10 protein-coding genes and 2 tRNA genes are annotated in these 19,666 nt (G+C 66.9%); 2 read left to right on the top strand and 10 right to left on the bottom strand.

From position 1 onward, the window contains the following. Positions 1 to 26 precede the first annotated feature (26 nt). The 5 genes from J2X42_RS01865 to J2X42_RS01845 all read right to left on the bottom strand — a co-directional run bounded on the left by J2X42_RS01865 (position 27) and on the right by J2X42_RS01845 (position 5,794). The gene (locus J2X42_RS01865; RefSeq protein ID WP_310161595.1) at positions 27 to 959 is read right to left on the bottom strand and encodes a cytochrome b/b6 domain-containing protein; all 933 of its coding nucleotides are present in this window, start codon (positions 957 to 959) and stop codon (positions 27 to 29) included. A gap of 138 nt (positions 960 to 1,097) precedes the next feature. Further along, a tRNA-Met gene (locus tag J2X42_RS01860) sits at positions 1,098 to 1,174 on the bottom strand. A gap of 157 nt (positions 1,175 to 1,331) precedes the next feature. After that, a tRNA-Met gene (locus J2X42_RS01855) sits at positions 1,332 to 1,405 on the bottom strand. A gap of 183 nt (positions 1,406 to 1,588) precedes the next feature. Beyond that, complete coding sequence (locus J2X42_RS01850; protein ID WP_310161592.1) at positions 1,589 to 4,585, bottom strand: UPF0182 family protein; 2,997 nt, start codon at positions 4,583 to 4,585, stop codon at positions 1,589 to 1,591. 135 nt (positions 4,586 to 4,720) lie between these two features. Beyond that, positions 4,721 to 5,794, bottom strand: coding sequence for a S16 family serine protease (locus tag J2X42_RS01845; RefSeq protein ID WP_310162148.1), 1,074 nt, complete (start codon positions 5,792 to 5,794; stop codon positions 4,721 to 4,723). Between the two features lie 273 nt (positions 5,795 to 6,067). Here J2X42_RS01845 and J2X42_RS01840 point away from each other — a divergent pair, with 273 nt between their 5' ends. Further along, complete coding sequence (locus J2X42_RS01840; protein WP_310161590.1) at positions 6,068 to 7,528, top strand: zinc-dependent metalloprotease; 1,461 nt, start codon at positions 6,068 to 6,070, stop codon at positions 7,526 to 7,528. A gap of 35 nt (positions 7,529 to 7,563) precedes the next feature. Here J2X42_RS01840 and J2X42_RS01835 read toward each other — a convergent pair whose 3' ends face one another. From J2X42_RS01835 to nudC, 3 genes are all read right to left on the bottom strand, one after another. Next, on the bottom strand, positions 7,564 to 8,205 hold the full coding sequence (locus J2X42_RS01835; protein ID WP_310161586.1) for a YgjP-like metallopeptidase domain-containing protein: 642 nt from the start codon (positions 8,203 to 8,205) through the stop codon (positions 7,564 to 7,566). Continuing rightward, positions 8,202 to 10,337, bottom strand: a complete 2,136-nt coding sequence (locus J2X42_RS01830; protein WP_310161583.1) for an ATP-dependent DNA helicase UvrD2 — start codon at positions 10,335 to 10,337, stop codon at positions 8,202 to 8,204. Before J2X42_RS01830 ends, J2X42_RS01835 begins: the two co-directional genes overlap by 4 nt. 62 nt (positions 10,338 to 10,399) lie before the next feature. Further along, entirely contained in the window at positions 10,400 to 11,422 is a 1,023-nt protein-coding gene (nudC, locus tag J2X42_RS01825; protein ID WP_310161579.1) for an NAD(+) diphosphatase, read from the bottom strand. 149 nt (positions 11,423 to 11,571) lie between these two features. Here nudC and J2X42_RS01820 point away from each other — a divergent pair, with 149 nt between their 5' ends. After that, on the top strand, positions 11,572 to 12,840 hold the full coding sequence (locus tag J2X42_RS01820) for a phosphotransferase (protein ID WP_310161578.1): 1,269 nt from the start codon (positions 11,572 to 11,574) through the stop codon (positions 12,838 to 12,840). On the opposite strand, the gene J2X42_RS01815 is transcribed toward J2X42_RS01820, so the two are convergent. After that, positions 12,830 to 16,360 (bottom strand): ATP-dependent DNA helicase, encoded by a 3,531-nt coding sequence (locus tag J2X42_RS01815; protein WP_310161575.1) that lies wholly within the window; start codon positions 16,358 to 16,360, stop codon positions 12,830 to 12,832. The two genes, J2X42_RS01820 and J2X42_RS01815, sit on opposite strands and share 11 nt — an antisense overlap. Continuing rightward, entirely contained in the window at positions 16,357 to 19,650 is a 3,294-nt protein-coding gene (locus J2X42_RS01810; RefSeq protein WP_310162146.1) for an ATP-dependent DNA helicase, read from the bottom strand. Before J2X42_RS01810 ends, J2X42_RS01815 begins: the two co-directional genes overlap by 4 nt. Positions 19,651 to 19,666: the final 16 nt, after the last annotated feature.

Raw genomic sequence — 19,666 nt, 5'->3', positions numbered from 1 at the left:
GCGGGCCCCCGGCTGCGTGGCCGGGCTTAGCGGCTGACCTTGCCCATCAGGGAGGCAATGGGGCGCAGGAAGATGGGCCGGGCAAGGAACCATGCCGCCACCATCACGGCCACGGACACGAGGAAGATCCAGAAGCCGAGCCAGCCGTCGCCGTCGGACACGGCGTACATATGGTTCAGGTTCCGCAGGGCTCCGGTGGTCAGCACCAGGAACACATGCACCACGATGAAGGCCACGAAGTAGATCATGACCGGGAAATGGATGGCCCGCGCCAGCTCGATCGGGTACGCCTTGTTCAGCGCGGCAGCCTTCTTGGGCCACGCGGAGGACGTCCGGATGCCCGAGATGAAGGCAAGGGGCGCGGCGATGAAGACGGTGAGGAAGTAAGTCAGCAGTTGCAGGGCGTTGTAGTTGATCCAGCCGTTTTCGGTGGGCCAGTTCAATGATGCGTACTGCAGGGCTGCAGACAGCGCGTTCGGAAAAACATCCCAGCTGGTGGGGACGATCCTCGTCCACTGTCCTGTGGCGAACAGGAGGACGGCAAACACCAGTCCGTTGATGATCCACAAGGCGTCCAGCGTGAGGTGGAACCAGAGCTCAAGCGTGATCTTGGTGGGCGGTGTCTTGGTTTTGATGAGGCCTTTGTTGTTGCGGGTCCAGTGACCGCTCGGCCGGGTGGTGGTCCGCACCTGCCATCCGGTCCGGATGATCAGCAGCAGGAAGAACCCGTTCAGGAAATGCTGCCAGGCAAGCCAGGCAGGGAATCCTACGGGGGCGCCGTCGGGGAGGTCTGAATGGCCCGGGTAGTCCGTGAGGAAGGATGAGACCGCCGGCAGCTCCCTCAGCCACCTGGCGAGCAGCACCACCAGCACCAGCGCCACAAGGGCAGCAGGAACACCCCAGTAGAGTCTGTTCCGCTTGCCCGTCGCAGTACCGGACTTTTTGGTGGGTGTGGACATCGAAGAACATTCCTCTCAAGAATGACTGGCCTGTGGTTCAAATACCTGAGGCCCTGCGAAAGAGAATACTAGGAACTACCAGCAATCAAAGAAAAAAGAAGACCCCGGGCGGCATATCTGCCGGCCGGGGCCTTCACTTGGTTGCGGGGACAGGATTTGAACCTGTGACCTCTGGGTTATGAGCCCAGCGAGCTACCGAACTGCTCCACCCCGCGTCGCTTGATCAACACTACCCTAGTTTCGCCGGCGCAAAATCCACACCCAATATCCGGCCCTTTTTTGCCCCGTCATCCGTCGCCCGGCAACCTCCGACCCAGGCGGCACTTAAACCAGAAAGTCCGGAACCGTTTCAAGTTCCGGACTTTCCGTCAGTTGCGGGGACAGGATTTGAACCTGTGACCTCTGGGTTATGAGCCCAGCGAGCTACCGAACTGCTCCACCCCGCGTCGCAAGAACAACTCTACCGCCGGGTGAACAGGAGGCCAAATCGAGATGGCGTGATCTGCGTCTCGCCCCCCTCCCGCCCCTTGCGGACGCCGCCGGGATGACGCCCCGGGCCGTTAACGCCGCCGGCCCGGCCACCCTCCCTGCGGAGTGCGGCCGGGCCGGCGGATCCAGTCAGGTGCCCGTCAGTTGCTTGACGAGGGTGACGGCGTGGGGCTGCCCGACGGGGTGGCCGTGGGCGACGGCACCGGCTCAGGCGCTGTCACCGGAATCTTGGCCTCCGCATCGACGGCCTTCTGGAGGGCTGCAGCCATCTTCTTCTGCTGCTCGCCGTAGGCCGCGAAGTCGCCGGCTGCCAGGGCTGCCTGGCCCGCCTGGATGGCGGCCCTTGCCTCATCCAGGGCCGCCTTGAGCTCTGCCTTCGCGTCAGCACCGGCGGGGGGCGTGGTGCCTGGTGTCGGAGCCGTCTGGCCGTTGTTGTCGGAGTCGCCGGCGGAAGCACCGGAGTCCCCGCCGAACAGCTGCTTGAGCGCCGCGTCCAGCGTCGGCGCGAACCCGACCTTGTCACCGAAGGCCACCAGCACGCGCTGCAGCGTGGGATACGACGTTTCACCCGTGGACTTCAGGTAGACAGGCTGGACGTACAGGATTCCGCCGCCCACCGGGAGCGTCAGGAGGTTGCCGTTGAGCACATCCGAGGCGCCCTGGCGCAGCAGGTTCAGCGCCTGCGAGACCGTGGGGTCCGAGTTGAACTTGTTCTGCGCCTGGCCCGGGCCGGGGACCTGCGTCTCCGGCGGGATCTGGAGCAGCCGCAGCTGGCCGTAACTGTCAGCCTTGACCCCGGCCTGGTTGCCGGCGTCGGAATCCGCCGCCAGGAAGCCGTAGAGGACGTTACGGGCATTTCCGTTGACGATCTGCGGGATAAAGGAGGACGTCAGCTGGAACGCCGGTTTGTCCTGGTCCGGCATCTGCAGCGACATGTAGAACGGCGGCTGCTTGACGTCCGTGTCCACGGTCGGGTCGGCCGGCACGCTCCAGGCGTCGTTGGTCTTGTAGAAGCTGGACGGATCCGTCACGTGGTACTTGCCCAGCAGCTGGCGCTGGACCTTGAAAAGGTCCTCGGGGTAGCGGACGTGGCTCATGACGTCGCCGGACATCTCCGAGAACGGCTTCAACGACGTCGGGAAAACCTTCTGCCAGGACTTCAGCAGCGGGTCCTGGTCATCCCAGGCGTACAGGGTCACCGACCCGTCATAGGCGTCCACGGTGGCTTTGACCGAGTTCCGGATGTAGTTGACGGTGCTGTTGGGCAGTGCGACGGCACGGCCCGACGTGGTCTGCGTGTCAGCGGTGGCGTCCGAGAGCTGCTCCTGCTGCGAGTACGGGTAGTACTGGCTGGTGGTGTAGCCGTCCACGATCCACTTGACGCGGCCATCCACCACTGCCGGATAGGCGTTCCCGTCCACGGTCAGGTAGGGGGCCACCTTCTCCACCCGTTCGCGCGGACTGCGGTCGTAAAGGATCTGCGATTCCGCGTTCACGCCGTCCGAGAGCAGCAGGTCCGAGGACTGGAACTTGATGGAGTACAGCACCTTGTTGAAGAAGCTGCCCACGTTGGGACCGCCGTTGCCCTGGAATGTGTACTGGGTTTCACCGTCCCCCTCGCGACCGGACGGCCTGTCCTGTTCACGGTTCGGGGAGCCGTCAGGAGCACCCACAATGGAGTACTCGGGCGAGCTTTCGCCGAAGTAGATGCGCGGCTCGTAGGTGGAGTCGTTGCCGAGGACGCCCGTGGACGGAATACCCGACTGAAGGAATTCGGGCTTGCCGTCAACGGTGAACTTGTTGCCCTTCGCTGCAACGACGCCGTAGCCGTGGGTGTACACAACGTGCTGGTTCAGCCAGCTCTGCTGGTTCTCAGCCACGTTCTGCGGATTCAGTTCGCGGACCGCGATGACGGTGTCTTGGACCTTGCCGTCCACTTCGTAGCGGTCGACGTTCAGGGCCTCGGGGAACTGGTAGTACGGGCGGTACTGTTCCAGCTGGGAGAAGGCGTCCGAGATCAGGTTGGGATCGAGGAGCCTGATGTTGGCCGTGGTCTGCGCGTCCGGCGCGAGTGCCCCGGTGGTGGCGGTGTTCGTGGCGTCGTACCGGTCCACCTGGATCTTGTCCAGGCCGTAGGCGGCGCGCGTGTTGTCGATGTTGCGCTGGATGAATTCCTTCTCCAGCGTCTCTTCCGAGGGCCGGACCTGGAACTGCTGGATCACCCAGGGGTACACGCCGCCGGCCAGGATGGAGGTGATGATCAGCATTGCGGTGCCAATCACCGGCAGGCGCCAGCGGCCAATGACCGCGGCGACGATGAAGAGGATGGCGACCAGCGCGGCTGCCACCGCAAGAATGGCCTTGGTGGGAATGACGGCACTGACGTCGGTGTACAGCGCACCGGCCCACCGTCCTCCGTTGCTCTGCAGTGCGGCGAACCTGTCCAGCCAGAAGTTGGTTCCCAGCAGCAGGAGGAAGGCAGCGCCGGTGACGGCGAGGTGGATCTGCGCCGCGCGGCTGGTGAAAACGCCGCGCTCCATCAGGCGGATGCTTCCATACAGGTAGTGGGTGAGGATCCCGGCGATGCCGGCCACCACAACCACGCTGATCAGGAACCCGGTGACGAATCCCAGGAACGGGAGGGTCATCAGGTAGAAGCTGAGGTCCATGTCGAATTCCGGATCCCGCTGGCCGAAAGGTTCCTGGTTGAAGAACAGCAGGACCTTCTGCCACTGGCTGGCCGCGGCGCTGCCGGCAAAAAGGCCAAAGAGGATGGGAAGCCCGAGCATGACCACGCGGCGGACCGGTTCAAGCTGGGCCTGGTAGCGGTTCAGGTTGTCACGGATCTCGGAGTCTGGCGCATAGACCGGCCGCGCGTGGTAGGCGATCCGGATGGCGAAGAACACGGCGGCGAACATGATGGCGAAACCGGCGACAAAGATACCGATCCGCGCCAGGTTCTCCGTCAGGAACACTTCGAAGAAGCCAAGCTGCCGGTACCACAAAACATCAGTCCACACATTGGCGAAGAAAATGAAACCCACCACCACGAGGGCGACAACAACGAGCGTGGGTGTCAGGGCACCTCGTCTTGAGGGGGGTCTTCCGGGCGGGATGGGGCTGGCAGGACGGGACAAACTCGGTACCTCATAGCTGGTCGTCAGATTAACATTCGAAGCGTGCGTGCGAACGACGTCCGGTACCGGTCAAACGAATGGCAACGTCCGTCATATCTGCCACGAGTGGCAGTAAAGCTTAGTTCCTGCCTCAGTCTAGTTGCTGGTACAGGCCGCAAGACCGGAGGTGTCCTGCCCTGACGCGGCGAGTTCGACGGCGTCACGCGCCTCGGCGAGATTCTCCACCTTTACTACCTGCAAACCGTCGGGAATGTGCCCGGTTACGTCGTCGCAGTTGGCGGCGGGCGCCAGGAACAGGGTGGCCCCGGCCGACCTTGCGCCCTGCATCTTCTGGGCGATTCCACCGATGGGTCCCACCTTGCCGTCCGGAGTGATCTCGCCGGTGCCGGCCACGTGCCTGCCGCCCGTGAGGTCCCCGGGCGTCAGCTTGTCGATAATGCCGAGGGAGAACATCATGCCCGCGCTCGGGCCGCCCACCTTGTCAAGGGAAATCTTCACGTCAAGGGGGAAAGTGAATTTGTACTTGAGCATCACGCCCAGGATGTAGCGGCCCTCGCCGTTGTCCATCGGCGAGATGGTCTGGGTCACGGGCTGCCCTCCCCTGTCCAGGACCACGGTGACGGGTGCGCCTTTGCCGGCGGCAAGTTCGTCCTGGATGACGGAGAGCGCGGTGATGGGCTTTCCGTTGATGGACCGGAAGACGTCTCCTTGCTCGATCTTTCCTTCGGACGGGGAACCGTTGGAAAGTCCCGCCGCCTGAAGTTCCTGGCTGAAGGGAATATCCAGCTCGTTGAGCGCCGATGCAACAGCGTTCTCCTGGGACGTGGTCATGGCCACGGAGCTCTGCTCCTCGGCCTGCTCCCTGGTGGTGCCGACGGGGTAGATCAGTTCCTGCGGATACACCGACCTGGACGGGTCCAGCCACGCTGCAAACGCACCGAAGATGCTGACCGGGCCGTTAGGGCCGCCGTCAACGTAAACGGTGGTCAGGTCCAGGTTCCCGGCGGCCGGATAGGTTTCGCGTCCCGTAACGCTGATGACCGGTGCGCCATGGGACTCGCCCAGCGTGTTGAACGTGGGGCCGGGTTTTTCCACAACATACGGAACGGGCAGCGTCCCGGCGGCGAGGCCAAGGCCCAGGGCCGCCACGCCGGAGACCATCATCAGGGAAACCTTCTTGCCGCGGCGCCTTGGACGGAGCGAAACCATGGAGTCGTAAGGTTCGGGGCCGTGCGAAGCCGGGCTGTCCACGCGCGATGTGCCCGGCGCTTGGTCGGCAGGCCACGTGCCGGCGTCGGGCTCGGTTGCACGGTCCTCGGGAGGATGGTCGCCACGGGTCGTAGTCACCCATCCAACATTACGCGTCCCGGCAGCAGGCAAGCTCTTTGCCTACAGCGAACGTCGCCGCTGCGCGGCAGACAGCCGCCGCTGCCCGGGGTACCGTGAAGTTGATCAACAGTCACACCGACGATCGGCGTAATCATGACCTCCAACCCACTCAATCCGTCCAACGGCGATGACGCTCCCAAGGATCCGCTGGCAGAAATGCTGCAGAACCTTATGGGCGGCAAGGGCATGGAAAACATCGACCCCGCCGAACTCGCGAAGGCCGCCGGCCTGCCTGACGACCCCAACCTTTTGGCCCAGATGTTCTCCCAGGTCCAGGCCATGATGAGCGCGCCCTCCGAGGGACCCGTCAACTGGCAGCTGGCCCATGAGAACGCCCGCCGGGTCGCTGCCAGCAGCGCGGACCCGTCTGTGACATCGCTGCAGTCCCGTGAAGTGGACGAGGCCCTGCGCCTCGCCGAGCTCTGGCTCGACCCGGTGACGGATCTCCCTGCTACCGGCCTGATCGGCCGGGCATGGTCGCGCGCCGAATGGGTGGAGGCAACCCTGGGTACCTGGAAGCGGCTCACGGAGCCTGTCGCCAACAGCATCGCCAATGCCCTGTCCAATGCCATGACCGAACAGATGCCGGAGGAGATGAAGTCCATGATGGGCGGCGCCTCCTCCATGCTGCAGAACATGGGCGGTGCGATTTTCGGCATGCAGTTGGGGCAGGCCATCGGCGCACTTTCCGCTGAAGTGGTCAGCTCCACCGACATCGGGGTCCCTCTTGCGGACCTGGAAATGGCCCTGCTTCCGGCCAACGTGGCCAAGTTCGGCGAAGGCCTGAGCCTGCCGGAGAACGACATCCGGCTGTTCCTGGCCGTCCGTGAGGCAGCCCACGCGCGCCTCTTCGTGCAGGTTCCCTGGCTGCGCGGCCACCTGCTGGGCGCGATCGAGGCCTACGCCCGCGGCATCCACATCGACACGTCAAGGATTGAAGAGCTGGCACGGGACCTGGACCCCAGCAACCCCGAAGGCATCCAGGAGGCACTCTCCCAGGGCGTGTTCATGCCCCAGCGGACGCCCGCACAGGAGCAGGCCCTGGAAAAGCTTGAGACCGCACTCGCGTTGGTTGAAGGCTGGGTGGATGAACTTACCGCCGCCGCCACGGAGAAGCTCCTGCCGTCAGCGGGCGCCCTGCGGGAAACCGTCCGCCGGCGCCGCGCCACCGGTGGCCCTGCCGAGCATGCGTTCTCGTCCCTGGTGGGCCTGGAACTGCGCCCGCGCCGGCTGCGCGAAGCCGCCACCCTGTGGGCGGCCCTTAAGAAGGAACGCGGCATCGAAGGACGGGACGCCATCTGGCAGCATCCCGATCTCCTTCCCACTGCCGAGGACCTGGACGATCCCTTGGGATTCAGCGGCCGCCGGAAGCTGGCGGAGGCCAGCGACAGCGAAGTCGACGACGCCCTGCAGAAGCTGCTCAGCGGAGGCTTCGACACCGCACCGGGACAGGGCACGGATGAGGCCGGAAGCACAGACACCGACGACTCCGGCTCCACCGGCACGGACGGCAGCCCCGACGGCGGAACCGACGGGGACCAGCCGAAGAGCTAAGCAGCCCGGTCCAGGGTGACCTTGGGCGGCCGGATCTAGTCGGCGTCTCCCGGCCACAGTGCGGGCTGGCCTGGAGCGCCGCCATTTGTTGTGTCCGGACCGGCGGCCAGGCCGCGGGACGTTGCGAACGAGACGCCCTCAAGGAATGCCTTGGCCCGCGCCGTGTCCGGATACGCCTCCAGCAGCTTCCAGAACGCGGCATTGTGCCCGGCCACCAGCAGGTGGGCCAGCTCATGAAGCAGGACGTAGTCGATGACCCACTGGGGCATGGGCCGGAGCTTGTCGGAGAGCCGGATGGTGCCTTCGGACGGTGTCGCCGACCCCCACCGCGAGTTCTGGTTGCTGACCCAGCGGACCGACGTCGGCACTGCCCTGCCGCCGAAGTAGCGGGCGGACAGGTCTGCGGCGTGGGCGGCGAGCCCGGCGTCTGTGGCCGGCTGCTGCCGGCGTTTTTGCGCGCGGCGGCTGCCCTGGCGATGAAGCTTCTCCAGCATGCGGTGCACCCACTCGGATTCCTGGGCCGCCGTGAACCGGGCCGGGATCGCCACAACCGCCGTGCCGTTCTCCCAGAAGGCCGCCACTGTCCGTGTGCGGCGGGCAGACCGCCTCACCTCCACCGGGGCGCCGTCGGCCGTGGTCAGCGGGGGCGCTGTCCGCCCTTCGGCCCGGGGAGTCACAGCGTAGTGCTTTCGACGAGGACCCGGAGGACGTCCTCGCCGTAGCGTTCGAGTTTGGACGGCCCCACTCCGGCGAGCGTGGCGAGCTCCTCCAGCGACGACGGCCGGGCCTCGGCAATGGCGGTCAGGGTGGCGTCGGTGAACACCACAAAGGCGGGGACCTCGGCGGAAAGCGCAACTTCCTTGCGCCAGGTGCGGAGCGCGTCGAAGGTCTGTTCCTCGTAGCCGGGCGGGCAATCGTTGCAGCGGCCCACCTTGCGTTCGGCGCCGCTGGCCAGCATGGTGCCGCAGACCCTGCACGTGGCAGGTTTGGCAGCTTTGCGGCGGGGCGCCGGTCCTTTGCCGCGGGCAGTGGAGCTGGCCACCGAGTCCGGCCGCAGGCCGTCAAGGAAGCGTGAGGGCTTGCGGTTTGCCCGGCCGCCGGGGGTCCGGGCCGTGGACCAGGACAGTGAAAGGTGCTCGCGGGCGCGGGTGATCCCCACGTACAGGAGCCGCCGCTCCTCGTCCACCGACTCTGGGGTATCGGCAAAGGAGATCGGCATCAGCCCTTCGCTGAGGCCCACAAGGAACACTGCGTCCCATTCGAGGCCCTTGGCCGCGTGCAACGAGGCGAGGGTTACGCCCTGGACCGTGGGGGCATGCTGCGCCAGGGATCGTTCCTGAAGCTCATTGACGAAGTCCGCGAGGCTGAACTGGTCCCCGCGTACCTGGACCAGTTCGTCGGCGAGGGCAACCAGTGCTGCAAGCGATTCCCAGCGTTCCCGCAGGGCACCTCCGTTGTGCGGCGGTGAGTCGGTGTAGCCCAGCGATGCCACGATGTCCCGGACCAGCTGCCCGAGCGGTTCCGGCGTGGCAGTCTCCGCCACTGCCCGGGTGGCGGCGCGGAGCTGAAGGATGGCGTCCCGGACTTCCTTGCGGGCGAAAAACCGCTCACCGCCGCGCAGCTGGTAGCCAATGCCGGCGGCGGCCAGGGCTTGCTCGTAGGCTTCGGACTGGCCGTTGGTGCGGAAGAGGACGGCTACCTGGCTTGCCGGCGTGCCGCCGTCGAGCAGTCCTTGGATCTTGAGCGCCACGGTGGCCGCTTCCGCCTCGTCGTCGGAACACTCCGTGAACTGGGGAACCGGTCCTGCCGGACGCTGGGCCACCAGTTGCAGGGGTGCCGCCCACGCGGCGTCCGCCACGGGTCCGCCGCTTCGGCGCCCGCCGAGGAGGTCGTTGGCAAGCTTGACCACCTGGGGAGTGGAGCGGTAATCCCGTATCAGCTTCACCACGTTGGCTTCGGGATACCTGGCCTTGAAGCCCAGCAGGTGTTTCGGGGACGCGCCGGTGAACGAATAGATGGTCTGGCTGGCGTCACCCACCACGCACAGTTCGTCGCGGCCGCCGAGCCAGAGTTCAAGGAGCCGTTGCTGCAGCGGGGAAACGTCCTGGTATTCGTCGACCACAAAGTGGCGGTACTGTTCGCGCACCGTGGCTGCCACTTTCTGGTCTTCCTGCAGGATGCCCACTGTGATCAGGAGGACGTCTTCGAAGTCGATGACGTTGCGGTCGGTTTTGACGTCCTCGTACGACTGGAAGACCCGGGCCACGGCGGTGAGGTCGAAGCCGCCGGGCGTGCCCCGGTCATGGGCATTTTCCAGGTAGTTGGCCGGGGTCAGCATGGAGACCTTTGCCCACTCGATTTCCGAGGCAAGGTCCCGGATGGAGGCCCGGTCCGTGCTGAGCCGCAGGCGGCGGGCTGCCTCGGCAATCATCTGGGCCTTGTGGTCCAGGAGGTTGGGCAGGGTGCCGCCGACGGCCTGGGGCCAGAAAAACTGGAGCTGGCGCAGGGCGGCAGCGTGGAATGTGCGGGCCTGGACGTTGCCCACGCCGAGGTCACGCAGCCTGCTGCGCATTTCCGCTGCGGCCCGGGCGGTGAAGGTCACGGCGAGGAGCCGTTGCGGGCTGTAGACCCCCGAATGCACGCCATAGGCGATCCGGTGCGTGATGGCACGTGTTTTGCCGGTGCCGGCGCCGGCCAGCACGCACAGCGGGCCGTTCAGGGTGCTCGCAACTTCCCGCTGTTCGGCGTCCAGGCCGCCAAGAATGCGGTCCTCCAGGGACACTGCACTGTCAAAATTCTCTGTAGTCACTCTGCTGCTCTGTTGTCTCGACTACCTGGTGCTGGAGTCTGGTCGGTGATGATGCCTGAGGTTCAGGTGTCGGTGCGGTCCAGGATTCGTCCGCCGTACCAGTGCTCAATCAACGAGCGGGCAATGGACAGCCGGCTGGAGATGGTGATCTCCCCGGTGAGCACTGCCTCCTGGAGTTCCTCCCGGCTGAACCAGCGCGCCCTGGTGACTTCCACGCCGTCGGGCGTTGCCTCGGTGTCCGCGGTGATGGCCGTAAATCCAAGCATAAGGGAGGCAGGGAACGGCCAGGGCTGCGAACCCAGGTACTGGCACCCGGAAACACGGACGCCGACTTCCTCATGGATTTCCCTGACCACGGCCTGCTCAAGTGATTCCCCCGGTTCAACGAACCCTGCGAGGGTGGAATAGTTCCTGGCGTCGACTGGTCCTCCGCCGCCGAGCAGCAGCCTGCCGTCCGGGCCCACCACGGTGACGATGATTGCCGGATCCGTGCGCGGATAGTGTTCGGAGTTGTCCTGCGGGCAGCGGCGCACCCATCCCCCGGACTCCACAATTGTGGGAGCGCCGCACCGGGGACAGTGCGTGTGCCCGGCGTGCCAGTTGGTGATGGCGCTTGCCTCGACGAACAGCGCGGTGTCCGTGGGGTTAAGGACCCCGGCGATGTCCCGGAAGCCCGTCCAGATGGCGTCACCGGGTATGCCCGCCGTGCCCGGTTTTAGGGCATCCGGCAGCACCAGAAGGAGGAGCTCCGTGCCCGCGGGGAGGTCTGAACCCTCCAGTGCGGTCCCGAGGTAGATCACCTGCTCGGGAGTGGTTCCAACGCCCTGGAGGCTTTCGACAAAACGTGCAGCGCCGGTCAGGAAAAGGCTGTTTCCGGTCACGAGGGCCTGCCGCCCCGACAGGACCACTGCAACGGTGGCGTCGCGTCCCAGCAGTTCGTCCACCATGCCCGGGCGTGTGCGGACGGCAGAGCCGCGGTCCACCAGCGCGGGACGCACGGGAAGCACGGTATCGAACAAGTGGTTGGCCGGCAGCTGGACTGCCTGCGTCCGGTAGGCCGGTGTTGCGGACTCCGCATGACTCATGTGTCCACCGTACTGACTCGGACCGACAATTGACATTTTGGGCGTCCAAGCACGGGGTGCCGTGGCGACAGGCCGAGATTTGCCGCATATCTGGAGACTCGCCGCCGCCGCACCGTTGTCTTGGCCGCCAGTCAATCTACCGTGGAACGGTGAGAAGAAAACCGATCGAACTGGCAGCCGTTGCAACCGCGGCAGTCCCCGGGCTGACCCCCACCGCAGTCAGCTCCGCCCCGGATGATGCCGCCGACTTCGACAGCGCGCTGCTCCTCGATTCGGAAGGAAAGCGCTGGAGGGTCCGATCGCCCCGGCACGCCGAAGCCAGCGCCCGGCTGGAGACGGAATTCCTGGTCCTGCGCGCGTTCGCTCCCGGCATCAGGGCCGAGTTGCCCTTCCTGATGCCCACGGTGGCCGGCAGTGTCCGCCTGGGCGCGCTCAGCACGTTCGTGTACTCCCATCTGGCGGGAACCACCCGCAGCGTCGAGGAACTGACCGCCGGCCCGGACCAGCTCGCCCGTGAAATCGGTGTGGCCCTGGCAGCGATCCACGATCTGCCCCATGCGCTGGTCAGCAACGCCGACCTCCCCAGCTACACACCGAACGAATTCCGTCAGCGCCGCCTGAACGAGCTGGACCAGGCCGCTACTACCGGCAAAATTCCGCCGTCCCTCCTTCGCCGCTGGGAGCACGCGCTCGAAGACGTGTCACTGTGGCGGTTCAACCCCTGCGTGGTCCACGGCGACCTGCACGAAGACAACCTGCTGGTCGACGGCCACCGCGTGACAGCCGTGACCGGTTGGACGGACCTGCGGATCGGTGACCCCGCCGACGACTTCGCCTGGCTGGTGGCCTCCAACGAGCAGGACTTTGTGGACACTGTCCTGAGCAGCTACACGGAAAGCCGCCGGGACGCACCGGACAAGCATCTGCTCCGCAGGGCCGCCCTGTCCGCCGAATTCGCCCTGGCGCAGTACCTCGTCAAAGGCATTGCAGCCGGCGATGACGGGATGACCACCGAGGCGGAGGGCATGCTGGAAACCCTTGCCAGCGACATCGCCGAGCACGGCGGGCAGGCCATCAGCGTTGAACCGCTGCCTCCCGCGGCGGCTCCTGCCGGCACCGCCTCGGCAGGGCAACAGGCGGACGACGGCGGCGCGGGGCACAGTGCGGCGGCTCCTGGCAGCGAACAGGGCTCCGCGGCCGGTGACTCGGGAATTGCCGGCGTGACGCCCCTGGTTGTCCAGCCCGTGACAGTAGTCCCGATTCCGGCGCCCGTCCTGCCTGCAGTCCAGGTGACGCCGATCCCGGTCGACGAACCTGCGCCGGAAGGCGGGCCCGCCGGGGCTGACCCGCCGTCGGATGTTCCATCGGCTGACGACACCTCCACCGCCGCCATCACCATCATCGACGTCAAGAACTGACCGAGTAGGACTCCGACACCAACTCCTCCAGCTCTGCGGCCGAAGCGAGGTCGTGCGGACGGACCACCTGGTTGTCAGCCACATAGAAGAACGCTGCCCGCACGTCCTCCACGGCAATGCCTTTGAGCCGGGCCCAGGCAAGGCGGTACGCGGCAAGCTGCACCGCCCTGGCCTTCAGCCGGCGGGCCTCGGGGCGGCGGCCCGTTTTCCAGTCCACCAGGTCCCAGCGGCCGTCGGCATCACGGAAAACCGCGTCGATCCGTCCGCGGACCACCACGTCACCCACCCGGGTCTCTACCGGAACCTCAATGAACGCCGGGGAGCGGTGGGCCCACTCCGACGCCCGGAACGTAGCGACCATGTCCTCGAGGTCGTACGCGGCATCGATGTGACCGTCCGCTCCCGGCGCTTCGCCGAGGTCGAGCATTCCGGCGGCTCCGAAGTATTCCTCCACCCAGGAATGGAAGGCGGTTCCCTTCCGGGCAGACATGCCCGGTTCCCGGGGAACGGGCCTCCGAAGGCGTGCCAGCACAGCTGCCGGGTCCTCGCCCAGATCAACCAGGGTGGACGCCGAGATGTGGCCGGGCAGGTGGACGTCCTGGCCGCGAGCCCTGGTGGAGCGCCGTTCCAGCAGCAGGGAGGCCTCCTCAGCCCACCGTGCCGCAGGACCGCGAAGCCCGCGGCCGTCGTTGTAAGTGCCGGCGGGGTCAGGTCCGCCGGCACGGATTTCGTCACCGGCAGGAACGGCTCCATTGCCTGGAACTCCGTTGCTGGTCCTTTGGTCAAGCGTGGCCAGCACCTGCGCGGCGGCCCTTTCCATTGCCGCGCGCCGGCCCGGGAAGAGTCGAAGGCGCTGGCCTGTCCGGGGATCCACTGGCCCTTCCAGGGGGTCGTAGGGCCACTCGGCCACCTCCGTCTCCAGGGTCAGCGGACTCTTCTCCGGAAGGGAAGCTTCGTCCACCGAGGCAGGGTGGACAAGGGCAGCGTTGCCGTCCGCTCCGGCCGCGGGCCGGGCTGCCAGGGGCTCGAGTTCGGCCAGGAACGGGGACATCTCCGCCCGGCCTGCCCGCGAACCCACCCAGGCCGCACTTGACACCCACAGCACATGCTTGGCACGCGTGTAGGCAACGTAGGCCAGGCGCCGTTCCTCCGACTCGCCGTGGGCCTGCACTGCGGACTTGAATTCCTTCTCCGCATCAAGCCAGCCCTTCTGGTCGGGCTGGTCGGTGTCCCACTGGGGCAGGTCCGCCCGGTCACCCCTCAGCGGCCAGGGCAATGCCGCAGCCCCGCTGCTCCACCGTGAATCACGGCTGCTGGGGAACGCGCCGGCGTTCAGGCCCGGCACAAAAACCACGTCCCATTCCAGTCCCTTGGATGCATGGACCGTCAGGAGCTGCACGGCTTCGCGGTTTACATCCGGAGCAGGCGCGTCGAGGCCGTTTTCCTCAGCCGCAGCAGCCTCCAGCCACGCCAGGAAAGCCAGGATGTCCACCCGCTGGGATGTCCTCAGGAAGCCGGCAGCGGCATCCTGGAAGGCATCAAGGTTGCGGCGGGCCTGGTGGATGCTGACACCAGGGCGCGCGGCCACCTCTATGTCCAGCAGCATGGCGCGTTCCACTTCGCCAAGGAGCGTGGTCAGGTCGTCGCCGAGATAGCCGCGGAGCTGCCTGAGCTCGACGGACAGCCGGCGGAGCCGCTCCCCTGCTTCCGCGCTCAGGGATCGCCCGTGGGACGACGTCCAGCCTTCGCGCGGGAGCCAGTCCAGGGCCTCCACCAGGCTGGAGCCGTCCGTGAGGTCGCTCTCAACCACGGGCGCGTCGTCGGGCCGTGCGGCGTCCCCGGTCCCGGGTTCCGGGTCATTCCCGGCGGCAGCCTGCCCGCGCCTGCGGGCCAACTGGCTGGACCAGTCACGGAAGGCCATCAGGTCCGCCGGGCCGATGCGCCACCGGGCGCCGGCAAGCAGGCGCATCAGGGAATCGGACCGCCCCGGATCGGCCAGCACCCTCAGGGTGGAAACAAGGTCGATGATTTCGGGGGTGTCCAGCAGGCCTCCGAGGCCCACGATCTCGTAGGGAATCCCCCGCGCGTCCAGCTGGCGGCTGATGGTTTCCATTTGGGCACGACGGCGGCACAGGACCGCGAGCGCAGGCGGCACCGGGGTGCCGTCAGCTTTGCGCTCAAAGTCAGTGACCCGGTATTTCAGTATGTCTTCGGCCAGTGCCGAGGCTTCCTCGACGTCGGTTCCGAACCTGCCAAGCACCACGCGTCCGTCCGACGCGTAGGGGCTCGGCTGGAGCGGCGGCACGTTCGTGGCAGGTTCCCCGTGGGCGCCGGCCGGTTCGCGGTGCGCGGCCGCCCTGCCCAGTGATTCTGACATCACGTTGGCGGCCTCAAGGATGGACCGGCCGTTACGCCACGCAGTGGTCAGGTAGGAAGTGGGGGCAGGGCTGAACTTCTCCCCCGCCTGCGGGCCGGGAGTCCGGACGGGGAATTCCCGGACGAAGTGGAACAGCTGCCCCGCGGACGCCCCGCGGAAACCATAGATGGACTGGTTGGGGTCTCCCACCGCGGTGACAGCATGGCCGCCGCCGAAGAGGCGCGAAAAGAGGACCAGCTGGGCGTAGGAGGTGTCCTGGAATTCGTCCAGGAGCACCACTTTGTAGCGTTGGCGTTCCATCTCAGCAGCAAGCGGGACCTCCTGCGCCACCCGGGCGGCCAGTGCCACCAGGTCACCGAAATCGAGGGCTCCGCGGGCGCGTTTCGCCGCTGAATAGCGGCCCACCATGTCCGCGACGCTGGCCCTGGTCCTCAGCATGGCGGCGAGTTCCGCTGCTGCCTGGGTGGGATTCTTCTTGCCGTCAGCCACATAGGGCAGGGCCTCAAACTCTGCGATCCGCGCCATCAGCCAGGATTCGACATCCACAGGTTCCTGGAGGTGTTCCGCGCATTCCCCGGCAAGCTGGATGACCGCCTTCACCAGTGTGGACTTCGCCGCGCTGAAGTGGCCGTACTCGCCGTCGAATGCCTCCACCACCTCGCTGGCGAGCTGCCAGGCCTGGGCGCCGCCCAGCAGCACGACGTCGCGTTCAACGCCCAGCCTCAGCCCGTAGTCGGACACGATGCCGCTGGCGAAGGAGTGGTACGTGGAGACCTTCGGTTCGAGGGCGTCGCTGCTGAGGAGGCCTTCGGGGAACACTGTGTGCGCCGTGTCCTGCGCCGCCATGCGCTGCAGCACCGCCAGTTTGGCCCTGATCCGGGTGGCGAGCTCGCCGGCGGCCTTCCTCGTGAACGTGACGCCGAGGACTTCCTCGGGTCTGACCCACCCGTTGGCGACCAGCCACACCACACGGTCGGCCATCGTGGCTGTTTTGCCCGATCCGGCGCCGGCAATAACCAGCCTGGGCGTCAGGGGCGAGGAGATGATGGCGGACTGCTCGGCCGTGGGCAGGTTCTTCTCCCCCAGCAGCCCGGACAGCTGTTCGGGGGTAAACCGGGGCTCGGGGAGTCCTGGCTCGGTCATTCTGTTACCTGCTTTCCACGGACACAGAGGGGGCAAACTTCGGGAAGCCTGCAGCCGTGACCGCCGTGGCCGCCCTTCGCGGGGTCGTGCCTGGCCTCGAAGACGCTTCCTGCCATGAGGGCCGCCGCGCCGTTCACCATCTCCAAGGCCCAGTTGTCCTGCGGATCGAGGGAGTCCTGCTGCTGGACGCCCGGGCCTTTGGTTCCCGTGCCCAGCTGGGCGAGCACGGCCCCGCCAGGGGTGGCCTCTGCGGGCCGGCCGGGGGCGTCCCCGAAGCCGCCCGCCAGGACGGCGGCCTGATAGGCGCCAAGCTGGGGATGCCGGGAAAGCTCGGTCTTGCCGGGCTGCCTTTTCCCGGTCTTCAGGTCCACGACCACCAGCCTGCCTTCGGAATCGATCTCAAGCCGGTCAACCTGGCCGCGAAGGACAGCCGAGCGGACGGGGATCTCCAGTCCGGCGCCGTCCGTGCCTGCCGCGGGAGTGAGGTCCGGAAGCTGGACAGCAAAATCCTGCTCCACCCCCACCAGGCTGCGGCCTTCGCTCCGCATCACCAATACGTACTGAGCGAGTTTGCGGACCATGGCTTCGGCGCGCTGGAAATCGAGCCTGCCTTCCCAGTTGTCCTTCATACCGAGGGCCGGCCAACGCCTGACCAGTTCCGCGACGTATTCTCCGCCTGAGGCCTCCGGCAGGTCCTGCGCGATGGCGTGGACCAGGGTGCCCAGGCTTCGGGCGAAGTCGGTGGCGGCCTCGCCGCCCGCTGCCTGCACAAACCAGTCCAGGGGCGATTTCTGGACGGCTTCGACCTTTGACGGCGAAACATAGACCGTTCCACCGGGAGGCACCACAGCGTCCGTGGTGGTCAGCGCAGGCAAGCCCCACCAGCTGCCCGGATGGGCACCGGGCACGGGGGGCTCGGCATCGGCCAAGTGTGTCAGGACGCTGACGGCTTCCGCGGCCTCAGGGGCGTATCTGCCGTCCAGTTGGGCGTACTGCCTGAGTTCCGCCACGAGGGCGCGGAGGGTCATGGGCCGCTCCACGGGGGTGAAGCCGCGGCCTTCCTGGCCGGGCCCCAGCGGTGCCACGTAGTCCAGGAACGAGGAGGGCTGGTCATCCTCGGAGGAGACTGCAGTGCAGATCAGCAGGTCCCGTGCTCTGGAGACTGCGGTGGAGAAGCTTCTGAGTTCGTCATAGCGGATGTCCCGCAGGCGGCTCAGAGGATCAAGCTGCAGCGCGTATTCCACACCGTGCTCCACGGCGTCGGCATACAGGGTGCTGCCCAGCAGCTCGCCCCGGAGCCGGGTGTTGGGCCACACTCCTTCCTGGAGCCCCGAAACGATCACCACGGGCCATTCCCTGCCGGCGGCGCTGGCAGGGGTCATCAGTTCGACGGCGTCGTCCACCTGGGCCCTGGCGGCCAGCGTGTCCATGGGGAGTTCCTGGTTCAGGAGGTACTCCAGGAACTGTTCAGGACCGGCACCGGGCATCTGGTCCACGTAGCGCTCGGCGGTGTGGAAGAGGGCCATCATGGCATCGAGGTCCCGGTCGGCGCGGGCGCCGTGGGGACCTCCGGCCAGCGCAGTTTCTGTCCAGGCGTTCGCCAGCCCCGTGGAGTGCCACAAGGCCCAGAGCACGGACTCAGCGTTGGCTCCGGGTTCGACGGCAGCAGCGCGTCCTGCCTGGATCATGCGGGCGGTGCGCCGCGCCGCCCGGCCTTCCAAACCCAACGTTGCCAGCGCACCGGGCTCCAGCAGCGCCTCGACCAGCAAGGCGTCGCTGGTCCGCCCGCCGCCGCCCAGAAGTTCTTCACGCCGAAGCGACTGCCTGAGCCTGCGCAGCTCAATCGACGTCGCGCCGCCGATCCGCGATGTGAGCAGGGCAACAGCAGACTCAGGCGTCAGTAGCGCCGGGTCCAGGGCAACCGCGTAGGCGTCCAGAAGCGGGCGGACGGCAACTTCATCGCGGACCGCGGATTCGGCCACCGGAACGCGGACGGGGATTCCCTGGCCGGAGAGGTAGCGCTGGAGCTCGCTGAGCTGCCCACCGTTCCGGACAATGACGGCGATGTCGGCGAGGTCACGGCTGTGGTTGATGTGCTGGTCCAGGATCCGCTGGGCAACATAGCGCAGTTCATGGACCGGCGAAGGTACAAGGTGGGCTTCGACGGCGCCGCAATGCTGTGCGGGGACGGTTTCGGGATCGTGCTGCTCCAGGCGGCGTGCCAGCTGGCCGCCGGCACGCTGCGAGATCCGGCCGGCAACCCCGAGCCAGGCCTCCGCGACGGCGGGCGCGTGGCGGTGGGTATGCCACAGGGGCCGTTCCAGGACGGCTGCGCCGGCAGAAAGCAGCCGTGGAAGTTCGGCAACGAGATCCGGCCTGGCGCCGCGGAAGCCCTGGACGACGGTGTCCGGAGAGGATGTCACGTAGCAGTCCTTGCCCGCCGCAAGGTCGGCAAGGAGTTCAAAAACGGCAGGGTTTGCTTCCTGGATGTCATCCACCAGGAGAAGCTGCAGACGCTCCCGTTCGGCGGCCAGGAAGTCGGGCGCGTCCTGGAAGATTTGCCGGGCAGCGGTGATGATTCCCGCGGGGTCGAAGGCCTCGGGCATGCGGAGGTCCAACACGTCCCTGTATTCGGCATAGAGCGCTGCGGCGGCGATCCAGTCCTCCCTGCCGCAGCGGCGGCCAAGGTCTTCAAGGTCTTCGGCCGTCCGGCCCGATTCGATGATCCGGTCGAACAGCTGGCGGACTTCGTGCCGGAATCCCCTGGTCTCCAGCGCGGCGCCCAGATCAGCGGGCCATGGCAGCTGCAGGCCGGGAAGTGCATGGCCCTCGAGCAATTCCTTGATGATGAGGTCCTGCTCGGGTCCGGAAAGGAGGCGCGGCGGCCGTGGAAGCGGCAGGATGCCTTCAGCCTTGGCCCGCCGGATCAGGTCGAAGGCATAGGAGGCCCAGGTCCTTGCCGGGGTAGTGCTCAGGCTCCTGTCCAGCCTGGCCGTGAAGCGGTCCCGAAGCGAGTCGGCCGCCAGCCGGCCCGGGGCAAGGATCAGGATCCGCTCCGGGTCCACGCCGTCGTGGAAGGCCCGGCGCACGGCGGCTTCGATCAGGACGGTGGACTTGCCGGTCCCGGGCGCACCTGGAACCAGGACCGGTCCGGAACCATGCGGGACCTCCACGGCCTCCCGCTGGTCGGCTGAGAGCACGGGGACGGAGTCCTGCAGGCGGCGGGGCGGCAGCAGCCGAAGGCCGGTCCCGCTGGCACGCCGGCCGCGTGCACCGGCGTCGCCCGCCAAGGCATGCGCGTCATCA

Origin of the sequence: Arthrobacter sp. BE255, assembly GCF_031457335.1 — a bacterium.
Classification (GTDB): Bacteria; Actinomycetota; Actinomycetes; order Actinomycetales; family Micrococcaceae; genus Arthrobacter.
This window is presented reverse-complemented; position numbering and strand designations above follow the sequence as displayed.